The 22,903-nt window shown below is 49.2% G+C and carries 14 protein-coding genes; 1 reads left to right on the forward strand and 13 read right to left on the reverse strand.

All coding sequences use genetic code 11. The features are described 5' to 3' along the window. Positions 1 to 33 precede the first annotated feature (33 nt). The gene (locus tag J2Z66_RS16130) at positions 34 to 3,897 is read right to left on the reverse strand and encodes an S-layer homology domain-containing protein (RefSeq protein ID WP_209972473.1); all 3,864 of its coding nucleotides are present in this window, start codon (positions 3,895 to 3,897) and stop codon (positions 34 to 36) included. 257 nt (positions 3,898 to 4,154) lie between these two features. Between J2Z66_RS16130 and J2Z66_RS16135 the strand changes: the two genes are divergently transcribed. Next, a complete protein-coding gene (locus J2Z66_RS16135) occupies positions 4,155 to 4,328 on the forward strand; it encodes a hypothetical protein (RefSeq protein WP_209972474.1) in 174 nt (57 codons plus the stop codon). Between the two features lie 243 nt (positions 4,329 to 4,571). Here the strand turns inward: J2Z66_RS16135 and J2Z66_RS16140 are convergent, their stop codons facing one another. The 12 genes from J2Z66_RS16140 to J2Z66_RS16195 all read right to left on the reverse strand — a co-directional run bounded on the left by J2Z66_RS16140 (position 4,572) and on the right by J2Z66_RS16195 (position 22,068). Beyond that, entirely contained in the window at positions 4,572 to 5,432 is an 861-nt protein-coding gene (locus tag J2Z66_RS16140; protein ID WP_209972475.1) for a carbohydrate ABC transporter permease, read from the reverse strand. Between the two features lies 1 nt (position 5,433). Then, positions 5,434 to 6,387 carry a carbohydrate ABC transporter permease gene (locus J2Z66_RS16145; protein WP_245375597.1) on the reverse strand — a complete coding sequence of 318 codons (954 nt, stop codon included), beginning with the start codon at positions 6,385 to 6,387 and terminating at the stop codon, positions 5,434 to 5,436. Between the two features lie 40 nt (positions 6,388 to 6,427). Next, positions 6,428 to 7,195, reverse strand: a complete 768-nt coding sequence (locus J2Z66_RS16150; RefSeq protein WP_209972476.1) for an SGNH/GDSL hydrolase family protein — start codon at positions 7,193 to 7,195, stop codon at positions 6,428 to 6,430. Positions 7,196 to 7,557: 362 nt separating this feature from the next. Beyond that, positions 7,558 to 8,520, reverse strand: a complete 963-nt coding sequence (locus J2Z66_RS16155) for a carbohydrate ABC transporter permease (RefSeq protein WP_209972477.1) — start codon at positions 8,518 to 8,520, stop codon at positions 7,558 to 7,560. Beyond that, positions 8,501 to 9,361 carry a carbohydrate ABC transporter permease gene (locus tag J2Z66_RS16160; protein ID WP_209972478.1) on the reverse strand — a complete coding sequence of 287 codons (861 nt, stop codon included), beginning with the start codon at positions 9,359 to 9,361 and terminating at the stop codon, positions 8,501 to 8,503. The genes J2Z66_RS16155 and J2Z66_RS16160 overlap by 20 nt, the downstream gene beginning before the upstream one ends. Next, complete coding sequence (locus tag J2Z66_RS16165; RefSeq protein WP_209972479.1) at positions 9,358 to 11,670, reverse strand: DUF5696 domain-containing protein; 2,313 nt, start codon at positions 11,668 to 11,670, stop codon at positions 9,358 to 9,360. The genes J2Z66_RS16160 and J2Z66_RS16165 overlap by 4 nt, the downstream gene beginning before the upstream one ends. Beyond that, a complete protein-coding gene (locus J2Z66_RS16170) occupies positions 11,663 to 13,777 on the reverse strand; it encodes a YIP1 family protein (protein ID WP_209972480.1) in 2,115 nt (704 codons plus the stop codon). The genes J2Z66_RS16165 and J2Z66_RS16170 overlap by 8 nt, the downstream gene beginning before the upstream one ends. Positions 13,778 to 13,789: 12 nt before the next feature. After that, positions 13,790 to 14,641: a carbohydrate ABC transporter permease gene (locus J2Z66_RS16175; protein ID WP_209972481.1), complete on the reverse strand. Its 852-nt coding sequence runs from the start codon at positions 14,639 to 14,641 to the stop codon at positions 13,790 to 13,792. After that, complete coding sequence (locus tag J2Z66_RS16180) at positions 14,641 to 15,555, reverse strand: carbohydrate ABC transporter permease (protein ID WP_209972482.1); 915 nt, start codon at positions 15,553 to 15,555, stop codon at positions 14,641 to 14,643. The genes J2Z66_RS16175 and J2Z66_RS16180 overlap by 1 nt, the downstream gene beginning before the upstream one ends. After that, on the reverse strand, positions 15,552 to 18,554 hold the full coding sequence (locus J2Z66_RS16185; RefSeq protein ID WP_209972483.1) for an extracellular solute-binding protein: 3,003 nt from the start codon (positions 18,552 to 18,554) through the stop codon (positions 15,552 to 15,554). The genes J2Z66_RS16180 and J2Z66_RS16185 overlap by 4 nt, the downstream gene beginning before the upstream one ends. A 97-nt stretch (positions 18,555 to 18,651) precedes the next feature. Beyond that, complete coding sequence (locus J2Z66_RS16190) at positions 18,652 to 20,016, reverse strand: ABC transporter substrate-binding protein (protein WP_209972484.1); 1,365 nt, start codon at positions 20,014 to 20,016, stop codon at positions 18,652 to 18,654. A gap of 21 nt (positions 20,017 to 20,037) precedes the next feature. Beyond that, positions 20,038 to 22,068 carry a NosD domain-containing protein gene (locus tag J2Z66_RS16195; protein WP_209972485.1) on the reverse strand — a complete coding sequence of 677 codons (2,031 nt, stop codon included), beginning with the start codon at positions 22,066 to 22,068 and terminating at the stop codon, positions 20,038 to 20,040. Between the last annotated feature and the right edge of the window lie 835 nt (positions 22,069 to 22,903).

Below are 22,903 nucleotides of genomic sequence, written 5' to 3' on the forward strand. Positions count from 1 at the left end.
CTTGCGGCAATTCCGGCGTACCCGTCTCCAGCTTTACTTGCTCTTGTACGTCAACATGTTCAGCAGTATCGTTGCAGCCTCGGCTCTTGTCGCTTGGTCTTGAGGCGCGAACACGTTATCGCCTTTGCCCTGAACGATGCCTGCTTGCTTCACGAAAGCAATGCCGTCTTTGGCCCATGCCGGAATGTTCTTATCATCCGCAAAGCCTGCTGCAGCATACGATTCGCCCTGCTGACCCAACGCATTGGCAAGGATGACCGCCATCTCAGCACGTGTTATTCCTGCGTCCGGACGGAAGCTGCCATCCTCATATCCTTGGATAATGCCTGCTTGCACCGCTTGCGCAACCGCTTGCTGTGCCCAAGCTCCTATCTTCGCTGTATCCGTGAACGCGAGTTCCGCTCCTTCTCCTTGCGGCTTAAGCGCATTCATCAGCATCACCACGAATTCCGCACGCGTCACGTTGTTCCCAGGCTTGAACGTTCCGTCCGGGTAACCGCTGACGATTCCGCTGCTTACCGCCAACTTAATGTTCGCCTCAGCCCAGTGCCCAGTAATATCGGTAAACGTACTATTCGGTTCCGGGTCTATCACAGATGCTTCATCTACAACGAATACCGCAAATTTGGTAAAGTGATTAACCTCAACGGAGATCGTGGAGCCGTTCACCTTACCGCCCGCGACTTCCACCCATACCTTCTTCGCTTCGTCATAATAGTATACAGCCGCCCGCTGATTGCTCTTCACTTTGTTTGGATCAAAAGTAAAGGTTAGGGTCACTGGTTTTTTGAAATTGTCCGAGAAGTTTTTCAAAATTTCAAAGACCGGACTGGCTAGAACGTCTTGATTTGTTAGCAGGTTTTGAATGTCCGCCGCTACTTTGTCTATCGTTATTTTCAATTCTTTGTCTGCTGCATCGGCAGGAATATCGATCGTAATCGTATCTTCCAAACTAACTTTTCCTTTTTTACCTGCAGGAAGGGTTAGTTTGCCATCTATGGCGGTAACGATATTGTCGCTTGAGGATATTGAACCCGTGTAACTGCCGCCGCTACTGCTGCTGGCTCCCGCGCGAGTCACTGCAATTTCATAGGTCTTCGTTGTGCCATTCTGAGCCGTCACGACAATAGTAATGAGGTTATTGCCCACGTTCAGGTTAATCGCTCCGCTCGCTTGACCGCTTTCTGCCCGAATTCCGTTCACCGTCATCGTGGCATGACTCTGGGATACACTCCCCGTTACAGTTAGGCTCGTTACATCATTAGCCACACTGGACGTGTAGTCCGTTGTCCCGGATGCGAATGCGGGACTTAATGCGCCGCCCGATAAGGTCAGTCCGCTCAAGTCGGCGTTGCTGCTTGCTTCTACTTCGCGCAAAATGATATCGTCGATGAAAATATAATCGTCGCCTGCCTCCCTCTTCGCATAAACCTCCGCGCTGCTGATGCCGGACGGTACGACGAAGGAGACGGACCCTTTGCTGTAAACCTCCGCTTCAAGCTGAAACGATTGTTCGCCAACGACGTTGCCCAGTTCATCCTTCAAGATGATTCCGACTTGCGCCCGGTCGCCTTTCGCCAACGCTTTCCCCCAAGCGCTCAGCATATAGGTGCTCCCCTGCTTCAACCCGGTGGTTAGCTTCTGCTTCGCCGCTCCCTGCTCCTTGCCGATGACGAGCGCGTTAGCATCGGAAAACGCCGTCAAAATCGGCCCGATATTATGCATAATTTCGGTGCTGCCGGAGAGATCCCAGTTGACATCGTCAAACTCGAATCCGCCGTTGTATATCCGGTTCGTTCCGGTCTTTACGTCCGCGACCGCTTGTCTCGCTCCGATGACGGCGTCGAACCATTCCTGGCCCATGCTCCCGGGAATCAACCAATGTCCGCCCGGCGGTTCGGTATAGTACCAGACCATCTCCTCGGCGGAACGGAGCGCGTTTTCGAGCATCGTTCTCATAATTTGCGGAGTCATCGGATAGTTCTGCCATGGCATATTGTAAATGCCGAAAGCCATGCTTACGCTATCCCCGAAATCTTCTCTCAATTCTTCCGGGATAAAATCGTTGTTGCTGTAAGAGTCCGCCAGCTCGTACTTGCGGAACTGGTAGGCGTCTTCGAAATCGCCCTCCGATCGAAGCAAATACAATTCGCCGCCGTCGACGAGCTTCGCTTTATCTCCGGCCTCTTTAACCGCCTGCAGCATGCCGATGAAATACGGACCCATCAAGTTTACGGTGCCGATATTTTTCTTAAACCAGTCTGGCTTATTTTTATCCGACACATACGGACCGTGGAGCACCATAACGGTGGCGTCGGGAATTTCACTAACAATGGCGTTCATGATCTGCCTTCCGCGTTCGCTAGCTTTATCCTGATATTCTTTTAACGATTTCTCTTTATAGTAGGAGTCTTGAGGGTAGGAGGAGAACTTGCGGAAGTATTCCTCATTGTCGTAAAGAATACGCGTAATTCCCACCTCTTTAGCGGCACGGGCAAAATTTCTTACATTTTGCTCGACAATGGACCACCCTTCGTCGTCGAATAAATCGCCCGATTTTCCAACGTTCGTCCATCCTTCGTTGTCGACAGTATCGCCCGTTCCTGTCGGATCATTCGGATCAGCAGGACGGTTTGACACAAACGCCAAGTAGTTTTTATCCATCCGCTTAAACAATCCTTTTAATACTTTCAGCTCGTCATAGATCGTCTCGTATGAAATCTGTTCGCGCGTCATCAGCTTCGGCGAAAAGGACGGGGTGATCATCATGCCGTCGAACGGCAGCGATTCGATATATTCGATGTTGCCCTTCACTTTTTCCGGAGTCGTCGTATTGCCGTCCGGCTGCTGCATCAGCATCAAATACGGCTGCGTTTTCGATTGTTCCTGCAGAATCGTTCGATCGTTTCGTTTTGGCGCCGGTTCCTCGCTCTGAGCGCTCCATTCCGTCAGGACAAAGTCGTCCACGTAAACCGAACCGGTGCCGGCGTCTTTGTAGACGACGATGGTCGCTTTCGAAAAGCCTGGCGGTGCCGTGAAATAAACCGTGTACTCTTTGTAATCGGCGGATTCAACCGTAACGCGGCTCCCCTGCAAGCCGATTCCCGGCACGTCCCAGAAATTGATACCGACAAGGTTCAATTCCGGAGGACCGGCTTTTTTCGCCCGGAAGGACATCTTATAGCTTTGGCCCGTCACGATGTTTACCGTCTGCTCCCGACTGCTCGCATTAACTTTCAGCGCTTTGCTTCCGCTCGCGGCATCGCTTGTAATGCTTTCAACGGTGTCCGGCCACGACAAGTCCCAGCCGGTAAAGTCGTCTTCGAAACCGGGGTTTGCCGCTAAATTCGGCAGCTCGTGCAACGTCATATCATCCACATAAACCCAGCCGATGCCGGGATCTCTATAAATGACAATCGTCGAATGAGAAAAACCGGCCGGAGCGGTGAAATAAATTTCATATTGCTTGTATTCGCTCGAATCGACCGTTACCCGGGCCCCCTGCAGGCCGATCCCCGGAACGTTCCAAAAGTTGATGCCGACCAGATTCAGCACCTCGGGTCCGGCCCTTTTCGCCCAAAAGGTCATTTTGTAGCTTTTCCCCGAAACAACCGGCACAGTTTGCTCCTGACTGCTCGCATTGACTTTGATCGCTTTGCTGCCACTTTGTGCCTCATCCGTAATTTGGGCCACCGTGTCCGGCCAAGAAACGTCCCAGCCAGCGAAATCGTCTTCGAAGCCGGGGTTTGCGATCATGTTCGGAACACCCTCGTTTGCCGAAAACGACGTTTCTTCTCCTTCGGCGCGCACATCCGCGAACGGAAAAGAGACGAGGAGTAGCAGCATGACGAGAAAAACGATGGCCCATTTCGATGTCGATCTACTTGTACGTATCAATATAAATCCTCCTTGGCACATAATATTTCCTTCTCATAAAAATGCGTCTATTTCTTTTGGATCGGAAATCACCTCCAATCGATGAATTGTCTGTGAAAGCGGTTTATTTCATCTGAATTCCAGTATATCCGGTTCCAATTCGGGTTTCTTTGGATTTTGAGTCACCTTTTTTGTTCTTTCGATCAGAAGGGAAACTACTGAAAGCGAAGAATATATAGTTAGTAAACGTTAAATCGGAGCAGAAAGGGGGTTCTTCATTGGAACTGAGAATGTTGAAGTTGCGGGAGACGGTCGTTGTTGATAAAATCGTTAGCTTCCACTACAATGAGCTGCCTAAAGATTACGTTGAAGATGTCGGGCTGGACTTTGCTTGCAGGCCCTTCAGATTCCCTCTTGCGAGGGACACCCTGCCAGTCCTTCTTTCTTCATGAAGCTAGGACATCTGCTTCGGCTACGGCACTTTAAAGGGTAAAGTTACTCAGTGGATTTGAACCACTTAGATTGTGCGAATGTGAGGCGCACATAAAAAGGACACCCTCAACAGGATGCCCAATAGTGTGTATCTCGTTTCAAATCCGTATTAAGAGCGCTTTATAAGTGAGAGCAGCCTGTCCACTTATAAAGAACGCGAAAAAAATCAACGTTAAGTGAAGAAGTACACACTCAAATCCCACCTACCCCTTTATACCAGCTGAGACAACTGTACCAGAGATAAGTCGTTTTTGCGCAACTATAAACACTGTAATGACCGGAAGGATAGCCAGGCTGCACGCCGCCATCACATGGGCCGTATTCGCAAAGGACGCAACGCCAACACGTGCCGGCGACAAGCTGAACAAGCCCAGTGCCAGGGTGAATTTCTCTTCACTGTTCAAATAAATAAGTGGTCCCATAAAATCGTCCCAAGCTCCTTTGAAAGCAAAAACAGCAACAACGGTTATAGCAGGCACGCATAGCGGCAAACAAATTCTCCAGAAAATGGCCCATGTGCTAGCCCCATCCATTCTTGCAGCCTCATCAAAATCTTTGGGAATGGTAGCAAAAAATTGGCGCAGCAAAAATATGTTAAAGGCTCCGCCGCCAAAAAAGCTCGGCACGATTAACGGAAGCAGCGAATTCACCCAGCCAAGCTTACTGAAAAGCACATATACCGGAATCATCGTTACGGCACCTGGCAGCATCATCGTCGTTAACACAATGCCAAAGATCAGATTTCTTAATGGGAATCGAAGCCGCGCAAAACCAAAAGCGCACAAAGCCGAAGAAATCGTCCCTCCAAGCACCGTCCATACAACGATGATTACTGTATTTTTGAAGAATAGACCGAACGGTTTTATGTCCCATATTTCCCTGTATGCTTGCAGCGTTGATTCACTGGGAAAAATACGGGGTGGTAGCGTGTATAAATCAGCAAGTCCCATTAAACTTCTGGATACCATCCATACGAGAGGGAACATAAAGATCACAGCTCCGAAAATCATGAGAACATATTGGATCCCATAGGACATCATGCGCGTATTTCGAATGGATTTCATATTATTGCTCCCCCTCGTAATGCACCCAAAGCCGGCTGCTACGGAAAATAATGAGAGTAAACATAAGAACAATAAGAAACAGCACCCAGGAAACTGCCGATGCATAACCCATGTTCAGCTTGCCGAAAGCTTCTTCATAAATTAACACCATCAGGAATTTGCTTGAATCAAGCGGGCCCCCGCCAGTGGTCACGAGCACCTGACCGAATACTTGCAAAGCGCCGATCATCCCAATAATCAGATTGAAAAAGATAACAGGCGTGACGAGCGGAATCGTTACACTCCAGAACCGGCGGAGCGGCGAAGCCCCATCCACAATCGCTGCTTCATATAGATGCTCCGGCACCCCTTCGAGTCCCGCAATCCAAATGATCATCGATCCTCCCGCTTGCCACAAGGACATAATAATCAAGGAGGTCATCACCGTGTCAGGGTCACTGAACCAAGGATAGGGCTGTAATCCGATTCCCTTTAATATCTGGTTAGCGAGTCCTACTTCCGGACTGTACATATGCTTCCACAAAACCCCTTGGGCCACAATGGGCACTACGACCGGCAAATAAAACAAAGTCCGAAACCAGCGTCCGCCTGGTACCTGTCTTTTTAGGAGCAGTGCAAGAAAGAACCCGACGATCAACCCGCATGGAACGGCTAGCACTGTATAAATAAGTGTAATTTTTAAAGAATTCCAGAACACGGGGTCGTTGAAAAGCGTCTTAAAATTTGCCCAACCGATCCATTCTGCAGGCTTCAAAATACTGTATGTAGTAAAGCTATAATAAAAAGATTGCAGGATCGGCCACGCCCAAAAGATGAGCAGACCTAATACAACTGGTGAAATAAATAAAAATCCTTCTAAAGCTTCGACACGGTTACGGCTATACGACTTCACATGCAAGCCATTCATACCCTTTGTGGGTGTAGCATGCGTTAAATCACCCTTCTGTCTTTGCATGATTGCATGCTCCTTTCCAAGAATAGAACGGAAACTGTCGTTAGTTCGATACCAATTGCTTGAGATACCCAACTAACCGTTGTGCTATTAGCTTATGACCCGCATCATTCGGATGAATTCCATCAGGAATAAAAGCACTTTTTTGACCTTCGAAATACGGATTAAGCATACTTTCCCTGTTAAGATCAAGTACGGGTATACTGTAGTAGGCACAGACTTCCTTGATGATGTCTCCGTATTCCATTAACGACTTACCGTTAGCATTTACCGCGTCAGGCTCCATATATTTGAGGTAACTGCGTTTAATCGGAGTCATGAATACGATGTGTTTACCAACATACTTATCGAGCAATCCCAGACACAAATTGTGCAGAGCTCCGTAAAAGTCGGTATTGCTGCGGCTTGACATCGTACCTAGTGGAGTTTGATCAGACCACCAATCATTGGTACCAGCGAAAACGATGACTAAGTCTGCATCATCCGTCATATCAACATATCTTGTCGCAATTGGATCCCGGTCGGTTGGACTTGCCGCAGTTACCGCTAGAATACTACTAGGTATTCCGTAGTTAGTCTCTATCAAACCAAGCATTTTCGCCGTTACAGAAGTGAACCGATTCTCTGTAACACTGGCACCTACTCCAAACGTGATACTATCCCCGATAAAATTAACTTTTTTCCCGTTCCAATAGTTCGTAGAAACCACTCCCCCTTCAGTACTTGAACAAGCTGATAATACAACCATGATGACTACAAACAGACAGATTGCTACCGTTCCCAAACGTTTTGCTTGCCCCTTTGTACTCATTTCCATTTACCTCCAGGAGTCTGCCGCTGTATAGTCCATGTTCAGCCCGCCAAATACTTGCAAGGCACCTATCATGTGAAGCATAGATTTTTATTGTTTCACTATCCCTTCAATTCAAGGAAAAACACCTTGCCAGTTGGCCGTTTGAGGTTTGGATGTTTTCGCTACGCTCGGCAGCTGATAGAGGGAGCCTGCTATGGGGTGGAGAGCGATAGCGTCCGCCTTTAAAGATGTGTTCCTAACAACTTAGATTCATTCAAGGGAACACATCTTTAACAGCGGTGGAATCCCATAGCAGGCTCCCTCCCTACGCACCACTTATCGAATTCCCATTTCAAAGGACACCACACAAGGCGTCCGCTCTATTCGCCACCAAACCCAGTCCGCTCTACCCCTTCCTTCAGGTAACGCTGCGCGAACACATAGAGTACCATCAGCGGCACAACTACAATTAAACAGGCTGCCATAATAATCGGTTCATTGAATCCTAGACCGGCCTGCCCGCCTGCACCTGCATCGAACGTGCTTTTAGGTCCAGCCCCAATGGATAATAACCAGATGGGCAAGGTAAACAGGGAGTCGAGATTCAAGTAGAGCGAAGGCTCATAGTAGTCATTCCAGTGCCAGACGAAAGAAAACAGGGCGACCAGGAACAGGGCAGGTCTTGCCAGCGGCAGCATGATAACCGTGAACAAGCGGATCGGCCCTGCGCCGTCAATACGTGCAGCCTCCTCTAATTCGCGTGGTAAATTACGAAAAAACTGGCTGAAGATGAGCACGAACAAGGCTCCGCGTAAACCCTGGGCAAAAAAAGACGGCACAATGAACGGCCAAAGTGTATTCAGCCACCCTATTTTTTGAAATAAAGTGAACAGGGAAATAATGATCGTTTGCGGAGGAATAAGCAGGCTGAGCAGCAGGAGCCCAAACAATAGGTTATGCCCTGGAAATCGAAACCTGCCAAACCCGTAGCCCGCTATGGAACAAGAAATCAATTGGCCCACACAAGGTATGACAGATACGATCAAGGTATTGCGAATCGATTGTTCCAGATGCAAACCACGTGCAGCCTCCACGAAATTTGACCATTGAATAGCCCTGGGAATCCATACGATCGTAGAATCCAGCAAATCTCCCAGTGATTTAAAGGAAGTTACAAGCATATAGAGTACTGGCAGCAGAAATATAAAAGAAAGAGAAAGTACAATCAGGTAGACGGCTGTATGGAGTAGCAAATGCCCACTCTTTTTTCGATATAGGAACCAAAGGTTTCGGTTATATGGCCATTCAAACCATCTTTTCAGCTTACCTCGGATCACTTCCATAATAGACATACCTCCTGCCGACAGCGATCATAATAAGCACAATGACAAGGATAACCAGGAAATACATCCAGCTCATCGCTGCAGCGATACCGAAATTAAAATGATTGAACACCAGAAGCTTCAGATACTCAATAATAGGATTGAGCGGCTCCGTGAATGAATCTATCGTCGCATAAATAAGGTTCAACAATATAATCGGCGACAAATAAGGAATCGTTATTAACCAAAAACTCTCCCAAACCGTTGCCCCATCGATATGTGCCGCTTCATATTGACTCCGGGGAATTCCCTGAAGTCCGGCTAGAAAGATCAGTGTTTCTACGCTGCTGCGCCACATCAATACGCCTATCCTGTCAAACAAATCGGAACCAATCATGTCGCTAACAACAAGCATACCGCCTGCCAATTTACCGAAGATGGAAAAATCGGCCGCATTTTGCTCGAACAGCAGACGCATTACGACTCCTGCAATGATGACCGGGACAAAGAACACAGCTCGAAAATATACCCTTCCTACCATAGGCCGATGGAGCAAAACAGCGCACAACAGGGAAAACAGTACAATTGTCGGAATATCCAAAAGCGCATTCAGCAATGTTTTAACGAATATCGTTGCAAATTGAGGACTCGATACAACCGACCTGTAATTGTCCCAACCAATGAAAGGACCGCCAAAGATATCCTTTAACGTGGAGTGAGTGAAACTAATAGTTAGTGAATAAAACAGCGGATAAATCATAAACAGGACAAAACCGATAACCCAGATCGACACGAACGTCATTCCTTCGACCATTCTCCGGCGTTCATAACCAAATCGGCGCAGTATCTTCCGGTTTTTCAAAGCCCCTCTCCTCCCTTGTAAACAGCGAAGCTCATCGGCTTTACTACCGCTCCGTTGCTGTCATAAAGCAGGGATCCATAGTTGACCCAGATTGAGGTTCCGTCCTCATAAGTTGTGCGGTACACACCCTCTGCCATCTCGCGGTGATCGGTCATCTGATGCTTATACACATCCTTGAGCGCAGAATCCCACATCGAATAGGCCTTCTGTACATCTGCCATCCATTCCGAGTACTCCCCGCTAAACAAGCGGTCCTCATAGGTGTCTCTCAGTTCAACTGTAGGTCGGTACGTTAACTCGAATGAAGGAATGGCTCCATATTCAATGGCTCGCAGCAATTGCATCTGCGGGTTCTCACTGCGGTTAACTGGACTGGCATAGTAAGTGAGGCTTCCGTGATAAACCAATTGGAGAAAAGGAATCTGTTCATCCAACAAATCATCCGGGGACGTCGATATCGGAATATCGATAATCCGATCCGCTTCCTTAGCAGCATACAAATATCCATAGAACACTCCAACCGAACCAAGTCTTGAACGAATGTCACTCAGCGCCTGCTGCTCATGTATCGCCCACTGATTACGCCGCAAAGGATTTTTGCGATTGTAATCGCTGGACAAGGTGTCACCCGTTCGCTGCAGATTAACCGTAGGAACCCCAAGTTCCTCATAAGCATCTAACTTCGGTCCACGCATGTGTTCAGCTGCAGCTGCATTCAACAAATACCAGGAGGGTTCCGTCCGGTAGGATCCCGTTGGTCCGAGCGGAAGGTGTGTGTACAGCGAACCGTCCGGTTTTCGCACCACTTGGGAGCGCATATCTACTTTACTTTTTCTCGGACTGTATATATCCGTTTCATTGTCTTCCAGCGCTATAGCAACACCCAGCTGTTCCGCCTGCTGCAGCAGACGGTTCAAGCCCTTTTCTCCGCCAAAGCGGGCATCCGGTTTAACGGAATGGTGGGTATCCCCATAGGCGCCAGCTTGCTGCCAGCCCTTAAGCCCAACTGTCAGCTTCTCTACCCCGGCTTGCAGAAGCTCATCCATAATGACCCCTCCCTCATTAAAAGTTGTCGTTATGACAAGGCTTCCGCTAAGCCCATCTTCCCTTTTTTCAGTTCCCATCAGCAAACGTATAAGCGGGGCATTATATGGATCGCCCTCACTCGTCTGCTCCAAGCCCAAAGACGTATCCGGAGACATGTCCGAAGACATCAGCCTCTCCCTTACGATCTCAGCTAGCTGAGGATAGCCTACTCGGGAACCTGCGAGGAAATCAAATCTTATTTCCCGGTCGCTGCGGATCCGCTCTTTCTCGACCAGCAGCACGTCGCTGCCAGCTTTTGATAATTTCGTCGCATACGTTTTTCGTAAAGCAAATTCCATTCCCCCGCGATAATAATCAACGTTGTATACACCAGGCGGATTGATCACGATTTTCGCATCCTCAGCACCTTTCAGGATGGTTTGCACATAACCTCCGTTCTCCTTCACCATGCCCAGTAAGGGCAGGGTGAGCCTCTCGCCGATCGGCGGGGTCCTGGAGAAATCGAAGACCGGATCAACTCCGTATATCCATTTCTCGTATCCGCGATTGATAAAGGTGTGCGGTCTATCGAAATACATAAGAGCACCCGAACCATCCGGAACAACGACATACCCCTTTTCTCCCTGCTTGGCAGCTTCGAACATCGGAAACAGCTCCAGGGAGGTGATGGCCGCTGCCCCACCCTCACTTATGCCGTCTTCCGGCAAGCGAACGTGCAAGCCTCCATCCCGCAGCGTGTATTCCACTGTAAACGCCAGCTGCAGACGGGGCAGCTCATAGTAAATCTGTACACCTCCCTCCATCTTGAAGGATTTCCATGTCACATCCTCAGTCAACAAGCTTGTGGTCAAAATGTCCTTGAACTGGGTCGTATACGATAGAAGGATCGGTGATCCGGCTATTTGACTTGCTGTTTGATTGGTAGCTGTAAGTGCTTCCGGTACTGGACTGCTCGACCAGACTACACCGCTGCGCTTATCTCTAACCTGAAATAATTGCGAGTCCAAATCTGCGGAGAAGACCCATTGTCCGTCCTCCGCGAAAGTTTGCAATCCTTTTCCGGGTGGAAGCTCATCACCGATCGGCAGCCCGGCCGGTCTGCCCATGGACGAATCGTAATGAAAGGTAACCGCGCTGCCATCGGCCAGCCCTATTCTTAGGATCAACCAACTTCCGATACAGAGAATAACGAGCAGCCATGCTAATCCGATTATTGTTTTACGATTCATGATATGAATGACCTTAATGACCTTATTAATCAACAGCCGTCGCCTCCTTGACAATTTGATTGACGAAATCCAGCAGATTCAACGACATGCCGTAGAGAACGATGGCAAATCCAATAACAACAAAGCATCCGGCTACCGTAGCCATACCCACGCCGAGCGCCTTGCGATTGCTGTAATCGTGGGTTTCGCGAATTTTGATAAACAGCAAAACAATCACCCAGGCATATAGAGCTGTCATAAACAGATCATAGATGGGCTTCTCCTGAAAAGTCAGAGCATGCGTAGCTATTCGAAGCGGAACGGTAAACAAAATAAGCGGCGCAAAGCAATAAGCCGTCCCAATCATGACGTCACGCAGTCTCCCCTCCCCTGAGAGGACAGTCGTGAGACCGTATTGAACAAGGCACCATAGCAGCCACACCCCTATCGTTTGCATAGCAACGAACTCCCACCGGACAAGCCGCAGCGGTGTTGTTTGGAAATGAAAAGAAGGAAGCAGGTACCCCAGCAGATTGACAATGACGAACAGTCCGACAAGCAGCAGTGCATCTCTCCAGCGCCCCTTACCTTCATACCGCAGAGCTTCGAAGCTGGAAGTCGGATGTTTTAAAACCCCTTTTATTTGCTCGATCAACAAAAATTCGGACGATTTTTTTCTCGTTTTGGACAATTTCCTTTTGCGCCTTACCCATATAGATCTAATCACCATTATAGCTGCAATAGCTGCCAGTACTACAGATGCAATCCATCCAAAATGATCACGAATAAATAACCGGCGCTGCTCGTAAAATGCCGCCGAGTAACCACCTTTATCGTCCGCGGCACGAAAGGAATCCATAGCCCCGGCATAGTTCTCCTGACGAAGCTGCGTCTGTCCCATGGCTTGCAAGGCTAACGTATAATAGGCATCCAGTCTCACGACCTCCCGCCAAGGCTCGAAGGATTCGTTATATCGGCCTTGGGCGTATAGCTCGTTCGCCTGGTGGACCAGCTGCGCAAACGGCGTCGGCCGGAAACGCTGAATTTCACCCCGCGCTGCATCAAGAACATAAAGAATACCTTGAGAATCAACCGCAATCGATTGAGGGGAGCCGGTTAAGCCTTTGCCAAGACCTGTCGCACCGAAAGAGAAGAGCAGCCTTCCCGTCGCATCATACTGGTACATTCTCCCGTATGTACTGTCCAGCAGTGTTACATTTCCTGATTGATCAACAGCCGCATCTGTGAAGATTTGTCCTCCCTTGTCAGCCTGGAAGGGGGAGGGTTCACTGAAATTGCGGGCCGCGTTAGGGAAAATATCTCCGCCAACAGCATTTAATTTGCGAATCTGCTTGCTCGCTTGACCTGTCGTAGTCGTATAAAGAAATCCGTCCGGCGAGAGCACGACATTATTAAACGAATAGGGCAGAATGACCGCCGTACCGCGTCTGATTTCTTTCGAATACAGCAGCCTGATAAGCGTTTGGCTTAACCCGGCTTGCGTTCTATTGGCACCGAAGTAGCCTCGGAACTGTCCTTTTGTATCCATCATAAGAAGCCCGCGTTGGGTGCCTTGATTCACCACATACAAATACCCTCGCGAATCTACAACAACTTTAAGGGGAGCATAGGTAAAATCTTCACCCAGAAGTGTAGAAGCCGGTTGTCCGATAGTACGCAATACTTCTCCAGATCGATTAAAAAGCACAATCCGTTTGTTGCCTGTATCCGCGACATAGATGCCTTCTTGGTTAACGAATACACCTGAAGGCTCCTTCAGACTCTCCGCTTCCGTTAAGGGCTGCTCCCCTTCCTCATCCCCCTCAGCCCCGCCGCCGTAAATTTGCAAATGATTGCCTGAACGATCCATAGCGACGATGCGATTGTTGCCTGTATCCGCCACATAAATGCGGTCATCCCGGTCAATAAACAAATCCTTCGGCTTACTAAGTCCTCCCTCCAGCTGCCCTTCAAGCCGGATCGTTCCATCCGGCTCATAAGGAGCAGGCACTGGAAAGTAGTCCCCAGCCGGACTCATGAAATAATGCGGGTAGGGTACATCCGCATGGACTTCCGATGTGAATTCCGATGTGAAGCCAAAGCCAGTCAGAGCCACGATCGTCGCAAGAACAATCCTCACAAACCTATGTAATTGCTTCATAAAAGGTGCCTCCTACGATTTAATGCCCGAATAAGCCATAGTCGACATGACTCTGCTTTGAAACAGGATAAAGATAAGCACAGTCGGAACGGTCATAAGGAACGTGGCAGCGGCATTGGCACCCGCACGCGCTACGCCTTGGCCCATAACGGTCGACAAATAATAGGGCAAGGTTTTCATCTGCTCCGTTTGTGTAAAGAGTGCAGCTGATCCGGCATCATTCCAGACGCCGATAAAACTCAAGATCACTACAGTTGCCCAAGCTGGACGAATCAATGGCAGCGCAATGAACCAAAACTGCCTCCAGTCGCCAGCCCCATCCATTCTGGCTGCTTCAAATATCGCATCAGGTACCTGTTCAAGAAACTGCTTCATTAGAAATAATCCAATAGGGAAAGCCAGGTTGGGTAAAATCAATGCTCCGTATGTGTCCATGAGCCCCAGACTCGTCACGATCAGGAATCTAGGAATTTCCACGACTTCCGGCGCGAACATCAACGAAGCGATGATCAGGCCGAAGATAGCATTCCTGCCGGGAAACGCATGCTTAGCCAGCGGAAAAGCGGCCAATGAACCAATAATAACGGTAAAAGCAACCGTTACAAGGGTTACTAGCAGGCTGTTGAATACATAGCGGGTAAATGGAATACGATCCGCCGAGCTTGAAATAAACAAATCCCTAAAGTTCGCTAACGTCGGATTGTCGACCAGAAAGCGGGGTGGATAAATAAACAATTCTTCGGGGGGTTTAAATGCGGTACTCACCAGAAAAACAAGCGGCAGCAGCATGAAGACTCCAAAAGCCGTAAGCAAAAGTAGAATTCCGAACAGCCCGACATCTTTGCGTTTCCACAACTTTTTCATTACAGCTCCCCCTTAGACGCAAACATTCTGAAACATAATTTTCCAAGACCGTAGATAATCAGGAACAACAGCACAGATATGGCTGCCGCATATCCCATCTCATAACGTAAGAACGCATAGTCACGCAAATGAAGAACTATGGTGTGACCAGCGTAAAGCGGGCTTGGAAAACCGGCTACAGCCTGGCTGATCTCACCGACCTTGAACGAGCCGACGACGGCGAGAACGGCCCCGAAAAGCATTTGAGGCTTCATGGACGGAATCGTGATATACCAAAGCTCCTGCACCCGGGAACGGATGCCATCTACCTTGCCAGCATCGTATAATTCCGTATTGATCGTCTCAAAGCCGGCCAAAAAGGCGAGAAAGCCAGTGCCCAGGCTCATCCAGAGAGATATTGTAATGATAACAGGCATAATTAGCTTTACGTTCTGCAGCCACTGGATAGGCTCATCTATGAGTCCGGCCACCATCAACAAGCTGTTTAAGTATCCATAGCTGTCGTTAGCGAATAAAACGAGCCAGACCACAGCCATAGCTACGCCGCTTGTCAAGGACGGAATGTAGAACATCGTCGTATACAACGGACGAATACGCCGCGGAACCTGATGAATAAGCCAAGCGAACAGGAAAGCCAGGATATAACTGGCTGGTCCTGTCACAAGGGCGAAATAAAACGTATTGGTCAGCGCCTTGATGAAAATGTCATCATCGACAAACAGCAGCTTATAATTGGACCACCCGTTAAACCGCGGTGGCTCCAGCATGTTGTAGTAGGTGAAGCTGAGACCCGCCGATGTAAGCACGGGCGTAATGATAAACACGAGGAATAGCAGCAGGAAAGGAGCCAGAAACAAATAGGAGGCCCGCCATCTCCAGAGTGTAAGCACAAAGGCCGGCAGCGACTTTTTCATGAATCTCCCCCTCCTTCCTCAACGCCACCCGAACTGGTGTCAGTAGGCTTGATATTAAACTCCTCCCGCTTCCGCAAAATTTCCTTGTCGATCTCTTTGATCGCATCTTCCAATGCGGTTCGTGGATTGTCTCCATTCAGCACAACCTTGTTCCAGGCATTCTGTAAATGACGTGACGTGTAATACCCGCCCATCACAACCGGCTGCTCCTTAAACCACGACCATTGCTCCAATATTGCTTCGATCTCCGGTTTTGTCCATGGCATCCTTTGCAGCGCTCTGACATTCGCCGTATTCCACCGTGATCCCGCTCCCAGAAGTCCCTCGACCTCTAAACCGTAGCGGGTTTGCGTCTCCTCCGACAGCCACCATTTCAGCAATGCCCAAGCGGCGTCCGGATGCTTCGTCGTCTTGAGGATGACGGCCGTCTGGCCCGCTCCCCCGATGGAACGATCCACTTCACCATCGGAACTCCGCATGCCAGGCAGCGGAATCATCGCCCACGAGCCATTCAATTCCGGTGCAGAAGTCTTCAGCCGTACATAGAATTCGTAGTTGCCTACACCAACTGGCATTTCACCCAGACGGAAGCGCTGAAAGAAATCCGCTTTTAGCGGCAGCTTATAGTTGGTAGAAAGCGCCGTCCATTCTTTGAAGGCAGTAAACGCCTCAGGCGAATCTAGCTTGGAGCGGGTTTGATCGGAAGCATAGAAATCCCCCCCACGCTGGAACAGGAACGGTGCAAAGCCCCCCACACCACTCGGGTAATAAAACTCCAGCCCTTGCTCTTGAAGCAGGGGAAGCATCTGATACACATCCTCCCAGGTATCCGGCGTCTTCCACCCAAAGCTGTCAAACATATCGGTGCGGTAAAACAGCATCTGAAAATCCTGCGTTTCCGGCAAAGCCCATAATCCGCCCGCATACCTGTAAGGAATAAGAGATTCCGCTACGAATTGATCCGTAACCGCCTTCGTATCCGCGAAGCTGGATAGATCAAGCAGGGCATTTCTGGCGGCAAAATCAACCGGAGTCTGCGACGACACCCCAAACGCAATATCTGGCGCCTCCCCAGCCGTATAGGCCAGCAGCAGCAGATGCTCCGAATCCCCCGGAACCGTATTCACATTGACTTCAATCCCTGTCTTCGGTGTGAAATCCTCGTCTATCAAATTCTTGGTCAGCGCTGCCCATTCTCTGCCTCGGGCGACCCAAATATTCAGGACCGGCTTCTCCTGAAGGTTGCCTTCGCTGTAGACCTTCCCGACCTGGCTCGTATTAGAGCTGAAGGAGGACCAGAACCTCTGTCCCGAAGCGACCAGCAGATCGAGATAGCTTGAGGTGCTCTGAGGAAACTGGGCATCCGCTGCTCCAACTGCCAGGTAGTCGAGCATTAACGGCTGCTCCTGCATAGCAATAGCAGCACGATTGAGCTCCCCGGTCAAATTGCCGAGCTCATTCAGCCGGTAAGGAATTTTTTCCGTATCGCGAATCATGCCATCGAGCAAGTGCGCCATAGAAGCATAAGTCGATAAGTACGAGGGTCTGGCTCCGCCATTCGCTGCAAGTATTTCATCCTCAATGCCTGCAAGTGCTGAACGAATGCGCTGCAATCGCTCGGATAGATCGGGAATATTTCTTTCCAGATTCCAATCCTGATTACGATCGCTCGTCACTTTCCCTTCCGCATCCTTGGATGAAGCAGTAATCTGAATAACCTGTCGCGCAATCAGATTTAACTCGGAAGCCATCTCATCCGTTCGTACCGCAGGACTTCGCAGCGGGCCGACTTTGGAAACGAGCGTGATCGTATGCTTGCCCTTCGTCAAGTAAAAGTGGAACGGCTTACCCGCTCCATCCTGCAAAGGTTCAGTATGCCAGCCGCGGACGAAAGGAAAGGCGTACTCTTCCATTTCTGCAAAAGGCACGCGGCCATCAATCAGAATATCCCGGCGGCTTGCCGAATTAAGCACCATGGTCGTATAACGAAATCCAAGTGTATACAAGCCATCTTCAGGCACTTCGATTTCCCAGGCAGCCGATTGTCCGCCCCGTTTCCAGCGTTCGCCGCCAAAAGCGTTATAGCGGATGTTCTCCACAGCCTTGGGCTCAGCGCGAGGATCGTCCGTCCACTCTGCCCACAGAGACAGCTCAGACTTCTCTTTGGGATGCTCTGATTGGAAGGTCAACATCTCTGCAGTAGCGTTAGCGAATCCAAGACGGACATACTCACTTTCCACTTCAGTATAAGCCCTCGGCTCCACTGGCTTCGTGAGAGAAATTCGCGAGACTGCCATCGGCTCTCTGATATCCGTCAACCGGATCGTATGCTTCCCCTGCTCCAGCAGGAATAGAAAGGGTCTTTTATAGAATCCTTCCGGATGCTGAAGCGTCATCTCCCGCCATTCCCGCAGCTCTATAGGTTCAGGTCTGATTTCATTGCCTTGATCATCCAATCGGACATTGGCGTTATCTTGCCACATTCTGGGGAAAAGAAAGCGCGCCGCTTCGGCAAATGGCCGCTTGCCGTCTATGAGCAGGGAGCGTTCCGCTCCCATCCGTCCGCCGGGCAGCATCTGATACTGAACCTGGATCTGGTAAAGGGCGGTCTCCGGAATGTCCACTTCCCACTCCAGCCAACCGTTCTCCCCCTCTGTCATCGCAGACGTGACACCATCAATTTCACTCACATGCGCATCTTGTGACATTTGCAGAAACGGCGCGCTTCTTTCCTCAATCTCTTCACCTGTATACCGGGGGGTCTCCTTCCGGACGTAGTCTGACAGAAGCCGTCCATACAAAACTTCCTCTGACTTCAGTTGCCCGGTCTTGAGGACTGTATCCATCAACTGGTCTTGATTGACCGTATCAGCAAAAGGAGCACCCGCCGGAGGTATGTATCTTATCCCATTAAAGGCAGCAAAAATAAGGAACACACAGGCTGCAGCCAAGCCGATATATAAGCCCTTGCGGCTAGCGATTCCCGATCTCTCTATCATCCTTTTTCCCCCTTGCCATAAGCCAAGCCATGTTTTCAACTGCGAATTCCAGCAAGGGCGGGGGATGTCACCTCACATCCACTCGCCCCTGATGAACTTATTCCATCGCGTTCACTCTTTCATCCAATTCCTTTAAAGAATCATCGAGTGACATCGTACCCTCCATATATTTTTGGTACGCCGCCAATACACCGCTGTTGATTTCGCCCGCTTTCTTGGCTGAGAACGCCAGTTCATGCTCCCTGAGTGCATCATCTTCCGGAAATGCCGTATAGGCGCTCACGTTTTTACCAGGTACAGGATTATCCTGCCAGCCCTTGCTATCTTTCATGGACATCAGGATCGGAACGCCATTTCCTACTTTCATAAAAGCTTCCTGACCTTCTTTTTTGACAAACGCGGTAACGAACGCCGCAGCCTCCTCTTTATGCTTGGATTTGGCATACACGGAGTAACCGCTTGTTCCGGAACCAACAGCGCGCTTCCCTGGCAATTTCGGGAACGTCGTTACATCCCATTCGAAGCCTTTGGCAATCGAGGCATTATTAATGCCTTCCGCTGCCCATTTCGCGGTGACCATGAATGCAGCTTGACCCGCGTAGAACGGATCTTCCGGATATTGGCCAAATGGATCAACAGCCATTCCGTCTTTGACCAGGCTCCAGCAGTCGGTTAACCCTTGAACAACTTTGGGATCCGAGAATTGAATTTTTCCCGCCTCTTTGTTCAAGTAGTTCACGCCTCTTCCTTGCGCACAGGGTCCCCATACAATAGGTCCTACTGGCTGCAGCGATACCGCCCACTGCGTTGTTTTACCAGAGGCATCTTTTTTGGTCAATTTTTTGGCATATTCCAGAAAGGTAGCCCAATCCCAGTCGTTGGACGGCAGAGATAATCCCTCTTGCTTAAGCAGCGTAGTGTTCACAGCCATCACCATATGCAAATTATCTCGCGGAAGCATATAGATGGTTTCACCCACTTTGCCATAAGAAAGCATGGCTGGATAAATATCAGAGATGTCCACATCATATTGCTTGATATAGTCGTTCAACGGCTCCAGAATCCCTGCTTCAGCAAATTCTTTAACGTAACCATCCGCTAGCCACGTAACGTCAGGAAGATCACCGGAAGCAGCTTGAAGAAGCGCTTTCTGCTTCATATCACCGATATAAGGCTCTATTTTCACAGTAATATGGGGAAAATCTTTCTTCATGATGTCTGCTACTGCCTGCACATTGGCTTTTTCAGATGGATCATCGATAACACCTACGCGAATAGTGACAGGTTTCTTGTCCGGCTGAGGTGTAGCTGTAGCGGTACTCTTTTCCGTGCTCTTGCTCGTATCCGTTCCTGGTTCTGCCGTTGATTTATTGGGTGCGTTATTGCCAGTACAAGCAGTGAACAGCATAGCAATAAGGGCAATAGCTGTTAATATTTTAAATACTCCGACTTTCTTTTTCATGGCTGACCCCTCCTTATTCATTTAAAAGCTCCGTGAGACCTCACACCATACTTCCGAGGTACGCCTCAGATTCATATAACAGTCCGATGACAAATCTGTAAGATTGCTGCCGCCCCTTAAACGAATTTTCGCAGAATTGTGAATTACGGTTACTTGCTCAGAAAGCCTCAGGGTTATTTCCTGCCCTTCCATGCCTCCAATGAAATCGGTGATGTCCGTGGCAGCAGTATATTCGGCAAAACTGATATAATCCGCCAATGCGGCACTTGGCTCCGTAGTCCCTGATGGTACCACATAAGCAGTCCGGCCATCTCCCGGCTGATTATTGGCGACAGTCTCGAATTGCTCCCGTCCCCTGGAATAATATTGCTTAGCCATATTCTTGCCTGCTGCTGAATTGCCGGTCAGATGATTGCCCGTGCTTTTTCCAGCTGTTTGCTCAAAGAAATGCCAGTAATACTCCGGTTCGGATCCCAGGATCACATTGCCTCTCACATTCACTCCGGTGAGCTCTGCCTCATTTAATTGGGCAAGGTAGATAGCAGGTATGTTCGCAGCCGGATCCATAATCGTATTGTCGGAAATATCCATATAACCCGTAGCGGATATCCCCCATTCCGTACGAGGGGCAGGAGGTGGACCATAGTTAGGTCTGGAATAAGCCACATCCGAAGGAAGCGGTGAAGCCCAGTCGGATTCTACAGCTATAGCGGCCTTTTTGTTCAGACTTGCGATAATAAGATTGGAGTTGATCTTATGACCCGTAGACTCAATAGCGGCATAAATGCCATAGTTGGATCCACAATAGATCTCATTGCCTGTTATCACATTCCCGACTGTGCCCACATACAGCTGGATCCCTCCTTCGCCCAAAGCGTTCTGAGACCGGCATTTGTTGCCTGTAATCATATTGGAGTTGGATCCATAAGCGATATGAATTCCGCTGGATTCAAAATCCACGCACTGGTTCCCCGTAATCACATTATTGCTTCCCTGCGGACTTAGAATGATGCCACGATGCATCTGTCCCCGGCAAATATTATCGGAAATGGTATTGTTTTCAGCGGACATTAGCGCTATTCCATGTGTACCATACTCAACATAGTTGGAGGCAATCAAATTGTGGGAACAAATCAAGGTTGGAGGTATGAAGGCCCCCGTGTTAAAACCTCCGAATCCGTTCGCACTCTTGCCAGTAATATGGATGCCCACTGTGGACATGGGAGGACCCTCAGGGAGAGTGGCAGGCAGTCTGACATCATTGCCTATAATTTTGTTAAACGTGCAGCCCTGGTGCAGCTTGATGCCAATCAGCTCAGGGGTGGGACCTTCATACAGATTAAAGATGGTATTTCCTGTAATCACGCATTGCGTCATCTCACTGCCAAAAATACCTCTTACCGCTGTATTATTTCCATTTATTCGCAATCCGCTAATCGTGCACCCGCTCACTGCTTCGCCTTCAAAAAAAGGTCCATCCAGTTGGATCACGGCTGTTCCAGCTTCTGCGTCGTCTACTGGGCCTGCATTAGCCCGCAGCTCTCCCCCTCCACTTACCCCGTTTAAATAGACAAGCCCATTCTTGATACGCAGCCTGCTAATCTGAAAAACACCTTCAATTATGACACCTTTGCCAAGGCGTGCCGCAAAGTTGATGGCCGCCTGAATGGCTGTTGTATCATTGGCTGTACCATCGGCAAGCGCTCCGAACATATAGGGATTCATACTCTCCCCATACAACCGGATGAGACATCCGGCACCTGCAGGGTCTGTTTCACCTGTTCCTTGGAGAAAAGCCTCCAAGCTTGCTGGTGTGCCATCCCACGGAACCGTAGCAGAAACGATACTTGCGCCATTGTGCGCTGATTTCGGACGGGTTTTGTCCACGTAGAAGATATCTCCACCAACCGTAGTACCTGGATGAAAGCTGCGCACACTGAGCTGCTGGCCATCTGCAAGCGATGCCAATTGAAGGGTTTGGATATCCGCCACGCTATCCAGTGAAATCACATGCCCTTCACTTTGCTTGGCATTATCCATAATTTCTGACATATGTCTGCCTCCTGAATAAGATTAGAAGAAGAGCAGCTTCAAGATACTTCTCTTCAACTGAATTCGTTCTTACTAAGTGTAAAGCGTATGTCAGCATTCGACTATTGGCGATACGGACGTTCTGCTTGTTGATTCAGCCAATCTCATACAGTTCGCCCTTTGTGGCGTCCTTTGAGGAGCGTGTTCGTGACGTTGGTGCAAGGAGGGAGGGAATAGCTGTGGGCTCCAGCCGCTGTTAAAGATTTGTTCCCTTGAATGGAATGGATGAGGGGGTTGGAACAAATCTTTAAAGGCGGACGCTGCCGCTCTTCCTCCCACAGCCATTCCCTTCGCAGCTACAATCTCACGAATCATATGAACATCAAGATCAAACAGACAGCCAGCTCAAATACAGACAGACAACCAATTCATATGGACAGACGCAAGTTTTTTTCTCTTGATTAGAGGAGAATTTCCTAGCCAGCGCTGGCGCTGAGGATGAAGAACGCCCCCGCCAACGCTAGCAACCGAGAGGAACGAACTGGAACTAGGACTGCTGCTTTAACGATGTTTTTCATCGTTAAACCACCATGTCCGCTCCACATCCTTGCTTTAACGATGAAAAACATCGTTAAAATCCCTTTTAACCACCTTGAGAGGCCCTCTGTCCTCTTTTAACGATGAAAAACATCGTTAACGTGACGGATTGATCTGGAGCACTTACTTTAACGATTAAAAACATCGTTAAGTGGAGCACACGCTCATTTCGGGCGGAGGAGGAGCTATTACTAGGCTAATACTAACGCTTTCCTCCCACATCCCTTCCCTCTCAGCTGCAAATTACCAAATGTGCCAC

The sequence above is a fragment of the Paenibacillus eucommiae genome, assembly GCF_017874215.1.
GTDB lineage: Bacteria > Bacillota > Bacilli > Paenibacillales > NBRC-103111 > Paenibacillus_AI > Paenibacillus_AI eucommiae.

Excerpts from the sequence above, each read along its gene's own strand:
- J2Z66_RS16175 (WP_209972481.1), bottom strand. The coding sequence starts at position 14,641 with ATGAAAAAGTTGTGGAAACGCAAAGATGTCGGGCTGTTCGGAATTCTA.
- J2Z66_RS16140 (WP_209972475.1), bottom strand. The coding sequence starts at position 5,432 with ATGAAATCCATTCGAAATACGCGCATGATGTCCTATGGGATCCAATAT.
- J2Z66_RS16145 (WP_245375597.1), bottom strand. The coding sequence starts at position 6,387 with ATGCAAAGACAGAAGGGTGATTTAACGCATGCTACACCCACAAAGGGT.
- J2Z66_RS16195 (WP_209972485.1), bottom strand. The coding sequence starts at position 22,068 with ATGTCAGAAATTATGGATAATGCCAAGCAAAGTGAAGGGCATGTGATT.
- J2Z66_RS16180 (WP_209972482.1), bottom strand. The coding sequence starts at position 15,555 with ATGAAAAAGTCGCTGCCGGCCTTTGTGCTTACACTCTGGAGATGGCGG.
- J2Z66_RS16170 (WP_209972480.1), bottom strand. The coding sequence starts at position 13,777 with ATGAAGCAATTACATAGGTTTGTGAGGATTGTTCTTGCGACGATCGTG.
- J2Z66_RS16155 (WP_209972477.1), bottom strand. The coding sequence starts at position 8,520 with ATGGAAGTGATCCGAGGTAAGCTGAAAAGATGGTTTGAATGGCCATAT.
- J2Z66_RS16150 (WP_209972476.1), bottom strand. The coding sequence starts at position 7,195 with ATGAGTACAAAGGGGCAAGCAAAACGTTTGGGAACGGTAGCAATCTGT.
- J2Z66_RS16185 (WP_209972483.1), bottom strand. The coding sequence starts at position 18,554 with ATGATAGAGAGATCGGGAATCGCTAGCCGCAAGGGCTTATATATCGGC.
- J2Z66_RS16190 (WP_209972484.1), bottom strand. The coding sequence starts at position 20,016 with ATGAAAAAGAAAGTCGGAGTATTTAAAATATTAACAGCTATTGCCCTT.